Annotated in this window: 15 protein-coding genes and 1 other annotated feature; of the genes, 12 read left to right on the top strand and 3 right to left on the bottom strand. The window is 58.2% G+C overall.

Annotated features, from left to right (window positions below; translation table 11 throughout):
- Positions 1–30: 30 nt before the first annotated feature.
- Entirely contained in the window at positions 31–1,329 is a 1,299-nt protein-coding gene (gene gabT / locus NG99_RS01615; protein WP_034887702.1) for a 4-aminobutyrate--2-oxoglutarate transaminase, read from the bottom strand.
- Between the two features lie 13 nt (positions 1,330–1,342).
- Entirely contained in the window at positions 1,343–2,758 is a 1,416-nt protein-coding gene (locus NG99_RS01610) for a glutamine synthetase family protein (RefSeq protein WP_034887700.1), read from the bottom strand.
- A 229-nt stretch (positions 2,759–2,987) separates the two neighbouring features.
- Here NG99_RS01610 and puuD point away from each other — a divergent pair, with 229 nt between their 5' ends.
- Genes puuD through NG99_RS01595 form a run of 3 tightly spaced genes read left to right on the top strand, consistent with a single transcriptional unit; the run spans position 2,988 to position 5,614 of the window.
- On the top strand, positions 2,988–3,752 hold the full coding sequence (gene puuD / locus NG99_RS01605) for a gamma-glutamyl-gamma-aminobutyrate hydrolase (RefSeq protein ID WP_034887698.1): 765 nt from the start codon (positions 2,988–2,990) through the stop codon (positions 3,750–3,752).
- A complete protein-coding gene (puuR, locus tag NG99_RS01600; RefSeq protein WP_034887696.1) occupies positions 3,749–4,306 on the top strand; it encodes an HTH-type transcriptional regulator PuuR in 558 nt (185 codons plus the stop codon). The genes puuD and puuR overlap by 4 nt, the downstream gene beginning before the upstream one ends.
- 30 nt (positions 4,307–4,336) lie before the next feature.
- A complete protein-coding gene (locus tag NG99_RS01595; protein ID WP_034887694.1) occupies positions 4,337–5,614 on the top strand; it encodes an NAD(P)/FAD-dependent oxidoreductase in 1,278 nt (425 codons plus the stop codon).
- A gap of 40 nt (positions 5,615–5,654) precedes the next feature.
- On the opposite strand, the gene NG99_RS01590 is transcribed toward NG99_RS01595, so the two are convergent.
- Entirely contained in the window at positions 5,655–6,482 is an 828-nt protein-coding gene (locus NG99_RS01590) for an SDR family oxidoreductase (protein ID WP_034887691.1), read from the bottom strand.
- A 180-nt stretch (positions 6,483–6,662) separates the two neighbouring features.
- Between NG99_RS01590 and hisL the strand changes: the two genes are divergently transcribed.
- From hisL to hisIE, 9 genes are all read left to right on the top strand, one after another.
- Complete coding sequence (gene hisL, locus NG99_RS29045) at positions 6,663–6,710, top strand: his operon leader peptide (protein WP_100396937.1); 48 nt, start codon at positions 6,663–6,665, stop codon at positions 6,708–6,710.
- Positions 6,686–6,807 (top strand) — a sequence feature (His leader region). Its footprint overlaps the gene before it by 25 nt.
- An 80-nt stretch (positions 6,808–6,887) precedes the next feature.
- On the top strand, positions 6,888–7,787 hold the full coding sequence (gene hisG / locus NG99_RS01585) for an ATP phosphoribosyltransferase (protein WP_034887689.1): 900 nt from the start codon (positions 6,888–6,890) through the stop codon (positions 7,785–7,787).
- Between the two features lie 3 nt (positions 7,788–7,790).
- A complete protein-coding gene (hisD, locus tag NG99_RS01580; RefSeq protein WP_034887686.1) occupies positions 7,791–9,098 on the top strand; it encodes a histidinol dehydrogenase in 1,308 nt (435 codons plus the stop codon).
- Positions 9,095–10,186 carry a histidinol-phosphate transaminase gene (gene hisC, locus NG99_RS01575; protein ID WP_034887685.1) on the top strand — a complete coding sequence of 364 codons (1,092 nt, stop codon included), beginning with the start codon at positions 9,095–9,097 and terminating at the stop codon, positions 10,184–10,186. Before hisD ends, hisC begins: the two co-directional genes overlap by 4 nt.
- Positions 10,183–11,250, top strand: a complete 1,068-nt coding sequence (gene hisB / locus NG99_RS01570) for a bifunctional histidinol-phosphatase/imidazoleglycerol-phosphate dehydratase HisB (RefSeq protein ID WP_034887682.1) — start codon at positions 10,183–10,185, stop codon at positions 11,248–11,250. Before hisC ends, hisB begins: the two co-directional genes overlap by 4 nt.
- Complete coding sequence (hisH, locus tag NG99_RS01565) at positions 11,250–11,840, top strand: imidazole glycerol phosphate synthase subunit HisH (protein WP_034887679.1); 591 nt, start codon at positions 11,250–11,252, stop codon at positions 11,838–11,840. Before hisB ends, hisH begins: the two co-directional genes overlap by 1 nt.
- Before the next feature lie 5 nt (positions 11,841–11,845).
- On the top strand, positions 11,846–12,583 hold the full coding sequence (hisA, locus tag NG99_RS01560; RefSeq protein ID WP_034887677.1) for a 1-(5-phosphoribosyl)-5-[(5-phosphoribosylamino)methylideneamino]imidazole-4-carboxamide isomerase: 738 nt from the start codon (positions 11,846–11,848) through the stop codon (positions 12,581–12,583).
- The gene (gene hisF, locus NG99_RS01555) at positions 12,565–13,341 is read left to right on the top strand and encodes an imidazole glycerol phosphate synthase subunit HisF (RefSeq protein ID WP_034887675.1); all 777 of its coding nucleotides are present in this window, start codon (positions 12,565–12,567) and stop codon (positions 13,339–13,341) included. Before hisA ends, hisF begins: the two co-directional genes overlap by 19 nt.
- On the top strand, positions 13,335–13,952 hold the full coding sequence (gene hisIE, locus NG99_RS01550) for a bifunctional phosphoribosyl-AMP cyclohydrolase/phosphoribosyl-ATP diphosphatase HisIE (RefSeq protein ID WP_034887673.1): 618 nt from the start codon (positions 13,335–13,337) through the stop codon (positions 13,950–13,952). Before hisF ends, hisIE begins: the two co-directional genes overlap by 7 nt.
- The last annotated feature ends 30 nt before the right edge of the window (positions 13,953–13,982 follow it).

Below are 13,982 nucleotides of genomic sequence, written 5' to 3'. Positions count from 1 at the left end.
TAACCGGCGCGATAAGCGTCGGTTATAGATTCATTTTGCAGGGCGCATATTTTGCACCAGACGGAGGGAGGATGACAAGAGATTAAGGCCTTCAGTGACAATTTCTTTGCTGGCGGTCAGCGGGATCAGGAAGCGAATCACGTTGGCCCGCACGCCGCACGAGAGCAGGACCAACCCCTGCCGTCCGGCTTCCTGCACCAGCGCCTGGGTCAGCGCCTTATCAGGCCTGGCGCGGTCCCGCGACTCAACCAGCTCCATGGCCACCATGGCGCCCCGGCCGCGAATATCGCCGATACAGTCAAACTCTTCGGCCAGATGGTGAAGAAAAGTGCTCAGCCACTCGCCCTGCTGCTGCGCCTTAACGTTTAGCTGCTCTTCATCAATTAAGCTTATGACCGCCAGCGCCGCCGCAATGCCAACGGGCGATCCGGCATAGGTGCCGCCGAGGCCGCCAGCCTGCGCCTTTGCCATCAGCGATTTTCGCCCCACCACGGCTGAAAGCGGGAAGCCGCCGGCCAGGCTTTTCGCCATGGTGACCAAATCCGGCTCCACGCCGCTGTGTTCAATGGCGAAGGTTTTTCCCGTACGGCAGAATCCGCTCTGGATTTCATCGGCAATCAGTACAATGCCGTGTTCATCACAAAGGGCGCGCAGTTGTCTGAGGAAAGAGGCAGGAGCGGCGTAAAAACCGCCTTCACCCTGCACCGGTTCAATGATGATCGCCGCCACGTCGTCCGGCGAGACATCTGCCGCAAAAATACCCTGCAGCGAAGCCAGCGACTGTGACTCAGAGATGCCTAAATAATCGGCCGGATAAGGCGCGTGGAAAATGCCGCCGGGGAAAGGCCCATAGCCTTTTTTATACGGCTGGACTTTACCGGTCAGCGCCATGCCCAGCAGCGTGCGGCCGTGGAATCCTCCGCGAAACGCAATGACCGCGCTTCGTCCGGTGGCAATCCTGGCCACCTTGATGGCATTTTCAACGGCTTCCGCCCCGGTAGACATCAGCAGCGTTTGCGTCGGCGCGGCTATCGGAACCAGCGCGTTCAATTTTTCAGCCAGCTCCACATAGCCGCCGTAAGGGGTCACCTGAAAACAGGGGTGGCTAAAGCACGCAAGCTGCGCGGTCACCGCCTGAATCACTTTGGGATGGTTGTGCCCGGTATTTACCACGGCAATGCCGGAAGCAAAATCGATGTATCGCTTACCCTCCACGTCCCACAGTTCGGCATTCAGAGCTTTTTGCAGATAAACTTGCAGTGAACTGCCGACGCCAGGCGTCACGGCCGCTTCACGTCTCACCTGCCATTGCTGGTTAGTTTGCGTCATTGTCGGCCTCCCATCAGGCGTTTTTAAGCATCCAGTCTATTTCGGTAGCGGTGATCAGGCGCTCAAAGTGCATCAGCTCATGGTGCTTACAGCTATGCCAGACAAAGCCAAAGCGTTCACCCAGCAGCTGTTGCAGCGGGTAGCTTTGCTCGAATTCATACAGCGCGTCGCTCTGACGGATCGGCAGCGGGTTGCCGTCCGCTTCGTGACCATTGCCTTTCACCGCCGCAGGCAGCGGCAGCTGGTTATCCATGCCGTGCAGCATCCCGGCCAGAATAGCCGCCATCACCAGATAAGGATTGGCATCCGCCCCGGCTACGCGGTATTCGATGCGGTGATTATCAACATCGCCACAGGGAATGCGCAGCGCCACGGTGCGATTGTTATGTCCCCAGGACGCCTGTAAGGGAACGAAGGCGTCCGGCAGAAAGCGACGGTAGGCGTTAACGTTAGGTGCCAGCAGCGCCATCGAGGCAGGCATCAAATCGATCATCCCGGCCAGCGTGCGTTTCAGCAGCGGGGAGTCGCTGCCGTCATCGCAGGCAAAGGCATTATGATCGGCCGCGTCCAGCATACTGATATGTATGTGCATTCCGCTACCGGCGTACTCTTCATAGGGCTTAGCCATAAAGGTGGCGGTCATCCCGTGGTTCTCAGCCACCTGGCGTACCAGGCGCTTTAGCTGAATCGCGTGGTCACAGGCGCTAAGCACATTGCGGGTATGATGAAGGTTGATCTCAAACTGGCCTGGCGAGGCCTCCGCCAGCGCGCCATCGGCCGGAATGCCCTGCTGTTTAGCCAGCGTGTCAATTTCGCTCAGCACCTCAGAGAAGTGGTCAAGGTTATCCACCGAATAGACCTGGCTTTGCATATTGCGCTCGTCGCTGCCCGGCGCGCACGGCGGCTGAATATAGCCCTCCGCGTCACGCTTTTTATCGACCAGATAGAACTCCAGCTCTACCGCTACAACCGGAAACAGACCTCGATTACGCAACCGTTGCCAGAGGTGATTGAGAACGTTCCGGGGTTCAACGTCAAAGGGAGTACCATCTTGATTACGCATGGTCAGAAGAACCTGCGCCAGGTGCTGCGGGTCGGCAGCGGAAGGGATTAGCGTACCTTCTACGGGGAGACAAATGTTGTCCGGTTCACCGAGCGCCTGGCCCAGACCGGCCTCTTCGACCGTGTTACCGAGGATGTCCATGGCGAAAACAGAAGCGGGGAAGTAGCAGCCTTTCTCAAGTTTATACAGATTAGCGATGGGGATGCGCTTACCGCGAAAGACACCGTTGAGATCGTTAAGAAGAATATCGACGTACTGGGTTTCAGGATGGCGTTCCAGATAAGCGTGCACTTCATGCTGGAACGCGCTGGTTCGTTTCTCTTCACTGTGCCTCGTGAAGTCTTCTACTTCGACAATATTGGTCATGAGGTTACCCCGCGTTTGTTTCGTTCGTTGAGCGTTGCTCAAAATAACAGCCACATTCCTAACATAGCGCCAACACAAAAAGTGTGCAAATGTTACATTCAAGTTTCTTTTGTCGCCAAATACGTTTGAATAATGTGCAGTCGATTGCTAGATTGACAATATATTGCACAAAATTGCGCCGAAAGCGCCCTTTCCGGTTGATATATTTACCAGTCTGACGAGGGGAATGATGGGCATTATTTTTAACAAGCCATTGATTGGCGTAGTGATGTGTCAGATTGACAAAGGCGGCCATCCCACTCAGATGGTGCACAACAAATATCTACAGGCCGTGATCCAGTCGGGCGGCGTGCCGCTGGCTTTACCGCAAGGTTTGCTCTCCTCACCCGATCTATTAGAAATTGCTATGGCACCGCTGGCGGGCATTTTGCTCACCGGCAGCCCCAGCAATATCGAACCTCACCACTATGGCGAAGCGGGCACCGAAGCCTGCGCCGACCCCGGACGGGATGCTCTCGCTTTTGCCTTAATCAACGCCGCTCGCGCTAAGCGCCTGCCGCTGTTGGCCATTTGTCGCGGGCTACAGGAACTGGTCGTCGCCACCGGCGGCACGCTTCATCGTCAGCTGCATACCGTTCCCGGCTTTCAGGAACACCGTGAGGACGAGGGCCTGTCGCTGGATGAGCAGTATGCGCCGGTTCATGAGGTTTTTGTTGAGCCGGACGGCCTGCTCTCCCCGCTGGTTGAAGGCTGCGAAAAGTTCTGGGTTAATTCGCTTCACCAACAGGGGATCCGTTCGCTCGGCGCCCCGCTCCGCATCGAGGCGCGCGCGGCCGACGGCCTGATTGAGGCCATCAGTCTGCGGGACTATCCTTTTGCCCTCGCGGTGCAGTGGCACCCGGAATGGCAAAGCGAGACGTCGACGTTATCCCGCCTGTTGTTCGATGGGTTTATCCACGCCTGCCAACGGCATCAGGAGGAAACAAGGCTATGAACGAAGCCACTCTGGCTCCGGGACGACGTTTATCGGAAATCCGCCAGCAGATGGGAATGTCACAGCGACGCGTCGCCGAACTTTCGGGTCTGACGCACAGTGCGATTAGCACCATAGAACAGGATAAAGTCAGCCCTGCGGTCAGCACCCTACAGAAGTTATTAAAAGTTTATGGCCTCTCGCTCTCCGAATTCTTCTCTGAGCCCGTCAGGGATGAGCCGCCGAAGGTGGTGATTGACCAGCACGAGCTGATTGATATTGGCAGCCAGGGCGTCTCGCTGCGGCTTATCCACAACGGCAACCCGGCGCGCACGCTGGCGATGCTGCTGGAAACCTATGAGCCAGGCGCCACCACCGGCGAGAAGATTCGCCATCAGGGAGAGGAGACCGGCACGCTGCTGGAGGGGCAGATTACCCTGACCATCGGCGGGCAGATTTACCCCCTTTATGCCGGTCAGAGCTATGTGATCAACACCGGCCTTCCCCACAGCTTCACCAATTCTTCAACGCAGCCCTGTCGGATTGTCAGCGCGCATACCCCGGCAACGTTCTGAGCCGGTATCGTCTATAAAAAGGAGGGAGTTATGGAACATGTGAAGAGCTACTACGCCGCGACGGCTAATCCTCACGCTCCCTGGCCACAGCTTCAGGACAGCATTCAGTGTGATGTCTGCGTGATTGGCGGCGGATTTACCGGGCTCTCTTCCGCGCTGTTTCTTAGCGAGGCGGGCCACGATGTGGTGGTGCTTGAAGCGGCGAAAGTCGGGTTCGGCGCCAGCGGGCGTAACGGCGGCCAGGTGGTGAACTCCTACAGTCGTGACGTGGACGTGATTGAGCAGCGCTACGGGAAAGAGAGCGCCAGCCTGCTGGGCAGCATGATGTTTGAAGGCGCCAGCGTGATCCGCGATCGTATCGATCGCTACGCCATAGAGTGCGACTACCGGCCCGGCGGCATCTTTGCCGCGCTGAACAAGCGCCAGATGCACCATCTGGCGGAACAGCAGAAGCGCTGGCAGCAGTATGGCAACACCGGGCTGAAAATGCTGGATGAAGCGGGGATCCGCCGCGAAGTAGCCAGCGATCGCTACGTGGGAGGATTGCTGGATAAGCATGGAGGTCATCTTCACCCGCTGAATCTGGCGCTGGGTGAAGCGGAGGCGATTCGGCGACACGGCGGGCGCATCTATGAACAGTCAGAGGTGACCTCGGTGACCTATGGCAACCTGCATCAGATTGTTACAGCGAAGGGGCGGGTGACCGCGAAATTCGTTATTTTTGCCGGAAATGCCTACCTTGCTCCGCATCTTGAGCCAAGGATCACACGCATGAGCATTCCCTGCGGCTCGCAGATTGTCACCACCGAACCGCTGTCGGCTGACCGGGCCCTGGCGCTGCTGCCAAACAATCGCTGCGTGGAAGACTGTAATTACCTGCTCGACTATTTCCGCCTGACGGCCGATAACCGCCTGCTGTACGGCGGCGGCGTGGTCTACGGCGCGCGCGAGCCGGAAGATATCGATGCGCTGATCCGGCCAAAACTGTTAAAAACCTTCCCACAGCTGCACGGCATTAAGTTTGACTATAGCTGGAGCGGTAATTTCCTGCTGACGCTGTCGCGGATGCCGCAAGTCGGTCGTCTGGATAACGGCGTGTACTATATTCAGGGCGACAGCGGACATGGCGTGACCTTTACCCATCTGGCGGGAAAACTGGTGAATGAGGCGCTGGGCGGTAAGCCACAGCGCTTTGACGCCTTCGCCAAACTGCCGCATCTGCCCTTCCCCGGCGGCCGTCGTTTCCGCGTGCCGCTGACCGCTATCGGCGCAGCCTGGTACTCTCTGCGGGATCGGCTGGGGGTATAAAGGTTGTACCGCCGCCGCCAGTCCGGGAAACCTGCCGCCTCTACAACAGCGGCATTTTTGCCGGGTCCGGGTAGCCATACTCAAACCCCAGCTCGCGGCAGATCTTGCTGCCATCGATGATCTTGCCGGCGTCCCCGTCCTGCTGTGGGCGGAACGTTGGCGGCGTCAACCCCAGCTGGCGAGCGACGGCCGGATAAAATGCGCTGCGGGCAGGATGTGCTGGCGCGCTCAGGTTATAAATATGCCCGCCCTTAGGCGTTTGCAACAGCAGCGAAATGGCAGCGATCACATCCTCCAGATGCACCAGGTTTACGCCGTGGCTACCGTCGGCCAAATCCGTTTTTCCCGCCAGGAAGCGGCCCGGATGACGCTCCGGCCCCACCAGCCCGGAAAGCCGGAGAATGTCGACAGAGGTGCCTGGCAGATGGTGCAGCCAGTCCTCAAGCTCCTTCAGCGTTCTGCCCGCGACGGTCTGCGGCTCCAGCGGCGAGCTTTCTTTCATTACCCCCGTTCCGCTGCCGTAAACCGAGGTCGAGCTGGTAAAAATAATGCGTGGGATACTATGCGCCAGCGCGCTGTCAACAATCTGCTGTACGGCCAGCAAATAGTTTTCGCCCCCTTCTGCCGTGCGGCTGGCGGGCAAGGTGATCACCAGCGCATCGACGTTCAGCAGGGCATCCAGATCGTCAGGATCGCAAATCAGCTCCGGCCTCAGCTCAAGCAGATAGCTTTCAATGCCGCACATGCGGGCCGCGTCAACCCCGTCCCGGGTCGTTTTGCTGCCGGTAACCTGCCAGCCGTGAGCGGTTAACGACAGCCCTAACGGCATCCCCAACCAGCCCAGACCAATAATGGCGACTTTTTTCATCCTCTGACTCCTGAAGTGAGGCCTGCTCAATACCCTAAAATTACGCCAGCGAATTGTCAGTGACAATGCACAGATGATGAGAGAATCTTTCATAATTGACAAAAAAGTGTTGCGCCCGGCGCGCCACCTGCGTTAGGTTATTGGTCAAGAAATGAATATCCATTCATCCAAGAGAATTTTATGACACGCGTTCAGTTCAACCACCATCATCACCATCATCCTGACTAGTCTTTCAGGCGATGTGTGCTGGAAGACGTTTAGGATCTTCCAGTGGTGCAGAACGCAAGAGAAGCCCCCGGAAGAACACCTTCCGGGGGCTTTTTTTATGGGCTTTACCCTCGGACAACGTGGTAGAACTGCCAATAAACTCAGATCGAAGCAGACAGGAATAGAGGAAAAGTACCGATGTTAGATAATACCCGTTTACGCATAGCTATGCAGAAATCAGGCCGTTTAAGCGATGAATCACGCGAATTACTCGCCCGCTGCGGCATTAAAATTAATCTGCAACAGCAGCGCCTGATTGCCTTCGCCGAGAACATGCCGATTGATATTCTGCGCGTGCGTGATGATGACATTCCCGGCCTGGTGATGGATGGCGTGGTAGACCTTGGTATCGTTGGCGAGAACGTGCTGGAAGAAGAGCTGCTTACCCGCCGCGCGCAGGGAGAAGACCCGCGTTACTTTACCCTGCGTCGCCTCGACTTCGGTGGCTGTCGCCTGTCGCTGGCGATGCCGGTCGACGATCAGTATACCGGACCGCAATGTTTACAAAACTCCCGCATCGCCACCTCTTATCCGCACCTGCTGAAGCAATATCTCGACAAACAGAACATCGCCTTTAAATCCTGCCTGCTGAACGGCTCGGTAGAAGTCGCCCCGCGCGCTGGCCTGGCGGACGCCATTTGTGACCTGGTTTCGACCGGCGCCACGCTGGAAGCCAACGGCCTGCGTGAAGTGGAGGTGATTTACCGCTCTAAAGCCTGCCTGATCCAGCGCGATGGCGAAATGCCCGGCGCCAAACAGGAGCTGATCGACAAGCTAATGACCCGCATCCAGGGCGTGATTCAGGCCCGTGAGTCCAAATACATCATGCTGCACGCGCCAAGTGAAAGGCTGGAGGACATCATCTCCCTGCTGCCTGGCGCCGAGCGTCCAACCGTTCTGCCGCTGGCGGGCGACAAGAGCCGCGTAGCCATGCACATGGTCAGTAGCGAAACGCTGTTCTGGGAAACGATGGAAAAGCTGAAGGCGCTGGGCGCCAGCTCCATTCTGGTGCTGCCCATTGAGAAGATGATGGAGTAACCGATGGCAAACTTCGCGACCCCCATCGACTGGCAGAGCTGCGACGACGCACAACGGCAAGCATTGCTGACCCGTCCGGCGATCTCTGCCTCAGAGAATATCAGCCTGACCGTTCGCGACATTCTCGACCGGGTGAAGGCTGACGGTGATGACGCGCTGCGTTATTACAGCGCCACCTTTGATAAAACCCAGGTTGAGGCGCTGCGCGTCACGCCCGAGCAGATTGAAGCCGCCTCCGCGCGCCTGGGCGATGAGATCAAGCAGGCGATGGCCGTGGCCGTCGGCAATATCGAGACTTTCCACCTAGCGCAGCAGTTGCCAGCTGTGGATGTCGAAACGCAGCCCGGCGTACGCTGTCAGCAGGTGGTCCGTCCGGTGGCCTCCGTGGGTCTGTATATTCCCGGCGGCTCTGCCCCGCTGTTCTCTACGGTACTGATGCTGGCCACCCCGGCCCGTATCGCCGGTTGCCGACGGGTGGTGCTCTGTTCCCCGCCGCCGATTGCCGACGAAATCCTTTATGCGGCAAAACTCTGCGGCGTACAGGAAGTTTTCCAGGTCGGTGGCGCGCAGGCCATTGCCGCACTGGCGCTGGGAACCGAATCCGTGCCTAAGGTCGACAAAATTTTTGGCCCCGGCAATGCTTACGTCACCGAAGCCAAACGCCAGGTCAGCCAGCGTCTGGACGGTGCCGCGATAGATATGCCCGCTGGCCCTTCCGAAGTACTGGTGATTGCCGATGAGGGCGCGACACCCGCTTTTGTCGCCTCCGACTTGCTCTCTCAGGCGGAGCACGGCCCTGACTCACAGGTTATCCTGCTGACGCCCTCGCTGACGATGGCAAAAGCGGTCGCCGAAGCGGTTGAAAGCCAGCTTGCCGAACTGCCGCGTGCGGAAACCGCGCGAAAAGCGCTGGAGAGCAGCCGTCTGATCGTCACCAAAGATTTGCCGCAGTGCGTTGAAATCAGCAACCGCTATGGGCCGGAGCATCTGATCATTCAGACCCGTCAGGCGCGCGATCTGGTGGACAGTATTACCAGCGCAGGCTCCGTGTTCCTTGGCGACTGGTCGCCGGAGTCGGCAGGTGATTATGCTTCCGGCACCAACCACGTCCTGCCGACTTATGGCTATACCGCCACCTGTTCCAGCCTCGGCCTGGCGGATTTCCAGAAGCGCATGACCGTGCAGGAGCTGACGCCGCAGGGCTTTATGACGCTGGCCTCAACCATTGAAACTCTGGCGGCGGCCGAGCAGCTGATCGCCCACAAAAATGCCGTTACCCTGCGAGTTACCGCCCTCAAGGAGAAACCATGAGCAGCAAGATTGAAGAACTGGCCCGGTCCAACGTCCGCGCCCTCACGCCTTATCAGTCTGCCCGTCGTCTCGGCGGCACCGGTGACGTGTGGCTGAACGCCAATGAGTATCCGCTGGCGGTGCCGTTTGAGCTCTCTCAGCAGACGCTTAACCGCTACCCCGAGTGCCAGCCTGCGCTGGTGATTGAGCGCTACGCGGCGTACGCCGGGCTGGACACCGATCAGGTGCTGGTCTGCCGTGGGGCCGATGAGGGAATTGAGCTGCTGATCCGCGCCTTTTGCGAACCGGGTAAAGATGCGGTGCTGTTTTGCCCGCCGACTTACGGCATGTATAGCGTTAGCGCCGAAACGATCGGCGTTGAATACCGTACGGTCGAAGCGCGCGAAGACTGGCAGCTGAATCTGCCGGCCATCGCCGACCAGCTGGACGGGGTAAAGGTGGTTTACATCTGTAGCCCGAACAACCCGACCGGTAATCTGGTTAACCCTGATGACATTCGTCAACTGCTGGAGATGACCCGCGGCAAAGCGCTGGTGGTGGCTGATGAGGCCTATATTGATTTTTGCCCGCAGGCTTCCCTGACCGGCTGGCTGAAAGAGTATCCACATCTGGTTATTCTGCGCACGCTGTCCAAAGCGTTTGCGCTGGCGGGGCTACGCTGCGGCTTCACCCTGGCGAATGCCGAGGTTATTGCGCTATTAATGAAAGTTATCGCGCCCTATCCTCTTTCTACCCCGGTGGCCGATATCGCCGCCCAGGCGCTGAGCGCTGAGGGTATTGCCGTCATGCAGCGGCACGTCAGTGAGCTGATTGCTACCCGCGACAAGCTGATTGCCGACCTGCGGCAGTGCGGCTGCGTGGAACAGGTTTTCCCCAGTGAGACCAACTACGTGCTGGCCCGCTTTACCGCCTCCAGCCAGGTCTTTAAAACGCTGTGGGATCGGGGCATTATTTTGCGTGACCAGAACAAACAGCCGGGGCTGTCGGGATGCCTGCGCATCACCATCGGCACCCGCGAAGAGTGTGACCGCGTCATCTCCGCGCTGAAAACTTTACCCGTCGCCTCCGACTTCAGGGAGCAAGCATGAGCCAGAAAGTCCTGTTTATCGATCGTGACGGCACGATCATCTCTGAACCACCGACGGATTTTCAGGTGGACCGCATGGACAAGCTGGCCTTCGAGCCAGATGTGATCCCCGCGCTGCTGTCGTTGCAAAAGGCGGGCTACAGGCTGGTGATGATCACCAATCAGGACGGGCTGGGAACGGAGAGTTTCCCGCAGGCCGATTTTGACGGCCCGCATAACCTGATGATGCAGATCCTGAATTCGCAGGGCATCCAGTTTGACGAGGTGCTGATTTGCCCGCATCTGCCTGCCGATAACTGCGACTGCCGCAAACCGAAAACCAAAATGGTCGAGGCCTGGCTGGCACAGGGCGCGCTGGATACCGCCAACAGCTACGTGATTGGCGATCGCGCCACCGACGTACAGCTGGCGGGCAACATGGGCATCACCGGGCTGCTTTACTCACAGAGTGGCCTGAACTGGCCGGCGATTGAGCAGCAGCTGACCCGGCGCGATCGCCACGCGCTGGTCAAGCGTAGCACCAAAGAAACGCAGATCAGCGTGGAAGTCTGGCTGGATCGCGAGGGCAACAGCAAATTCAACACCGGCGTGGGCTTCTTTGACCATATGTTGGATCAGATTGCCACGCACGGCGGCTTCCGCATGAACATCGACGTGAAGGGCGATCTCTATATTGACGATCACCACACGGTTGAAGACACCGGACTGGCGCTGGGTGAAGCGCTGCTGAAGGCGCTGGGCGACAAGCGTGGCATTGGGCGCTTCGGTTTTGTGCTGCCGATGGACGAGTGCCTGGCGCGCTGCGCGCTGGATATCTCTGGCCGCCCGCACCTCGAATATAAAGCGGAATTCAGCTATCAGCGCGTGGGCGATCTGAGCACTGAGATGGTCGAGCACTTCTTCAGCTCGCTCTCTTACACCATGGCCAGCACTCTGCACCTGAAAACCAAAGGCAAGAACGATCATCACCGCGTTGAGAGCCTGTTCAAAGCCTTTGGCCGCACGCTGCGCCAGGCTATCCGCGTTGAAGGCAATACGTTGCCAAGTTCGAAAGGAGTGCTGTGATGAACGTGGTGATCCTGGATACAGGCTGCGCCAACCTCTCCTCGGTGAAATGGGCCGTGCAGCGCCTGGGCTTCGATCCGCTGGTGAGCCGCGATGCCGATACGGTGCTCCAGGCCGATAAGCTGCTGCTGCCGGGCGTCGGAACGGCACAGGCTGCAATGGACCAGCTGCGCGAGCGCGAGCTGATCGAGATGGTCAAAGCCTGCACCCAGCCGGTGCTGGGCATCTGTCTGGGTATGCAGCTGCTGGGATCGGAGAGCGATGAAAATGGCGGCGTCAAAACCCTTGGCATCATTGATAAACCGGTGCAGAAGATGAACGACGTGGGCCTGCCGCTACCGCATATGGGCTGGAATCAGATTACCGCTCAGGCGGGTAATCACCTGTTCCGCGACATTCCTGACGGATCGTACTTTTATTTCGTCCACAGCTATGCGATGCCGGTTAACGAGTACACCATTGCCCAGTGCAATTACGGTGAGGCCTTTAGCGCCGCGATACAGAAAGAGAACTTCTTCGGCGTGCAGTTTCACCCGGAGCGTTCCGGTGCCGCAGGCGCGCAGCTGCTGAAAAATTTCCTGGAGATGTAACGGGCATGATTATCCCCGCATTAGATTTGATTGAAGGCAAAGTCGTTCGTCTACACCAGGGCGACTACGGCCAGCAGCGCGACTACGGTAACGATCCGCTGCCGCGCCTGCAGGATTATGAAGCTCAGGGCGCTGAAGTGTTGCATCTGGTCGATCTGACCGGCGCCAAAGATCCGACTGCCCGCCAGATACCACTGCTGACCAGGCTGCTGGCTGGCGTCAGCGTACCTGTCCAGGTTGGAGGCGGCATTCGCACGCGTGCAGATGTTGAGGCGTTACTCGCTGCTGGCGCGGCTCGTGTCGTTGTCGGCTCAACGGCAATAAAGGAACCGGAAGAAGTCAAAAACTGGTTCCGCCAGTACGGCCCGGAGGCCATCGTTCTGGCGCTGGACGTGCGTATTGACGCCAGTAATCGCAAGGAAGTGGCTATCAGCGGCTGGCAGGAAGCCGCAGGCGTAACGCTGGAAGAAGTGATAGAGCAGTTTCTGCCCGTGGGCCTGAAGCACGTACTGTGCACCGATATTTCCCGCGACGGCACGCTTAGCGGCTCGAACGTTGAGCTTTATCGCGAAGTGTCCACCCGTTACCCGACGGTAGCATTTCAGTCTTCAGGCGGCATCGGCTCGCTGGATGACGTGGCCGCGCTGAACGGCTCGGGCGCCAAAGGCGTGATCGTCGGTCGCGCTCTGCTGGAAGGTAAATTCACCGTTTCGGAGGCTATTTCATGCTGGCAAAAAGGATAATTCCCTGCCTGGACGTCCGTGACGGTCAGGTGGTTAAAGGCGTGCAGTTTCGTAATCACGAAATTATTGGCGATATCGTGCCGCTGGCGCAGCGCTATGCTCAGGAAGGGGCGGACGAGCTGGTGTTTTATGATATCACCGCCTCATCCGACGGTCGGGTAGTGGATAAAAGCTGGGTTTCTCGCGTGGCGGAAGTGATCGACATTCCCTTCTGTGTGGCGGGTGGCATCAGGTCAGCGGAGGAAGCCGCGCAGATTCTGTCATTCGGCGCGGATAAGATCTCCATCAACTCCCCCGCTCTGGCCGATCCTGAGCTGATCTCCCGGCTGGCCGATCGTTTTGGCGTACAGTGCATCGTGGTGGGCATTGATACCTGGTACGACAGTGAAACCGGTAAGTATCAGGTGAATCAGTACACCGGCGACGAAAGCCGTACTAAAGTGACCAAATGGGAAACGCTGGACTGGGTACGGGAAGTACAGAAGCGCGGCGCCGGAGAAATTGTGCTGAACATGATGAATCAGGACGGGGTGCGTAACGGTTACGATCTTATTCAGCTGCAAAAAGTCCGCGCAGTCTGTAAGGTTCCACTGATCGCCTCCGGCGGCGCGGGCACCATGGAGCATTTCCATGAAGCCTTCCGCGACGCTGACGTAGACGGCGCGCTGGCCGCTTCCGTCTTCCATAAGCAGATTATTAATATCGGGGAACTGAAAAAGTTCCTGATTGAAAAAGGTGTGGAGATCCGCGCGTGTTAACAGAACAACAGTTATCCCAGCTGGACTGGGTAAAAACCGACGGCATGATGCCGGCGATCGTGCAACATGCGGTTTCGGGCGAAGTCCTGATGCACGGCTATATGAACCAGCAGGCGCTGGCAAAAACGATGGAGCTTGGCAAGGTCACCTTGTGGTCACGCACCAAGCAGCGGCTGTGGACCAAAGGAGAAACCTCGGAGAACTTCCTTCATGTGGTCAGCATCACGCCAGACTGCGACAACGATACGCTGCTGGTCCTCGCCAATCCACAGGGCCCAACCTGCCACCTCGGCACGTCGAGCTGTTTCTCACCGGCCGCGCCAGACTGGACGTTCCTGTATCAGCTGGAGCAGCTATTGGCCGGGCGCAAGCAGGCCGATCCGGCCAGCTCCTATACCGCCAGCCTGTACGCCAGCGGCACCAAGCGTATTGCGCAGAAAGTCGGTGAGGAAGGCGTAGAGACCGCGCTGGCTGCCACCGTGAACGATCGTCACGAGCTGACCAACGAAGCCTCCGATCTGATTTATCACCTGCTGGTCCTGCTCCAGGATCAGGATCTCGACCTGAGCACGGTGATCAATAATCTTCGTCAGCGTCATAATCATAAGTAGTGACGAACGAAGCAGTGTTAAGGCCGGGAA

Origin of the sequence: Erwinia typographi, assembly GCF_000773975.1 — a bacterium.
Classification (GTDB): Bacteria; Pseudomonadota; Gammaproteobacteria; order Enterobacterales; family Enterobacteriaceae; genus Erwinia; species Erwinia typographi.
Note: the sequence above shows the minus strand (reverse complement) of the source record. Positions and strands in the feature narration are given on the sequence as shown.

Coding starts and splice junctions, on each gene's coding strand:
- hisG (WP_034887689.1), top strand. CDS start 6,888: ATGTTAGATAATACCCGTTTACGCATAGCTATGCAGAAATCAGGCCGT.
- hisF (WP_034887675.1), top strand. CDS start 12,565: ATGCTGGCAAAAAGGATAATTCCCTGCCTGGACGTCCGTGACGGTCAG.
- hisH (WP_034887679.1), top strand. CDS start 11,250: ATGAACGTGGTGATCCTGGATACAGGCTGCGCCAACCTCTCCTCGGTG.
- NG99_RS01590 (WP_034887691.1), bottom strand. CDS start 6,482: ATGAAAAAAGTCGCCATTATTGGTCTGGGCTGGTTGGGGATGCCGTTA.
- puuR (WP_034887696.1), top strand. CDS start 3,749: ATGAACGAAGCCACTCTGGCTCCGGGACGACGTTTATCGGAAATCCGC.
- gabT (WP_034887702.1), bottom strand. CDS start 1,329: ATGACGCAAACTAACCAGCAATGGCAGGTGAGACGTGAAGCGGCCGTG.
- hisA (WP_034887677.1), top strand. CDS start 11,846: ATGATTATCCCCGCATTAGATTTGATTGAAGGCAAAGTCGTTCGTCTA.
- puuD (WP_034887698.1), top strand. CDS start 2,988: ATGGGCATTATTTTTAACAAGCCATTGATTGGCGTAGTGATGTGTCAG.
- hisC (WP_034887685.1), top strand. CDS start 9,095: ATGAGCAGCAAGATTGAAGAACTGGCCCGGTCCAACGTCCGCGCCCTC.
- hisD (WP_034887686.1), top strand. CDS start 7,791: ATGGCAAACTTCGCGACCCCCATCGACTGGCAGAGCTGCGACGACGCA.
- NG99_RS01595 (WP_034887694.1), top strand. CDS start 4,337: ATGGAACATGTGAAGAGCTACTACGCCGCGACGGCTAATCCTCACGCT.
- NG99_RS01610 (WP_034887700.1), bottom strand. CDS start 2,758: ATGACCAATATTGTCGAAGTAGAAGACTTCACGAGGCACAGTGAAGAG.
- hisB (WP_034887682.1), top strand. CDS start 10,183: ATGAGCCAGAAAGTCCTGTTTATCGATCGTGACGGCACGATCATCTCT.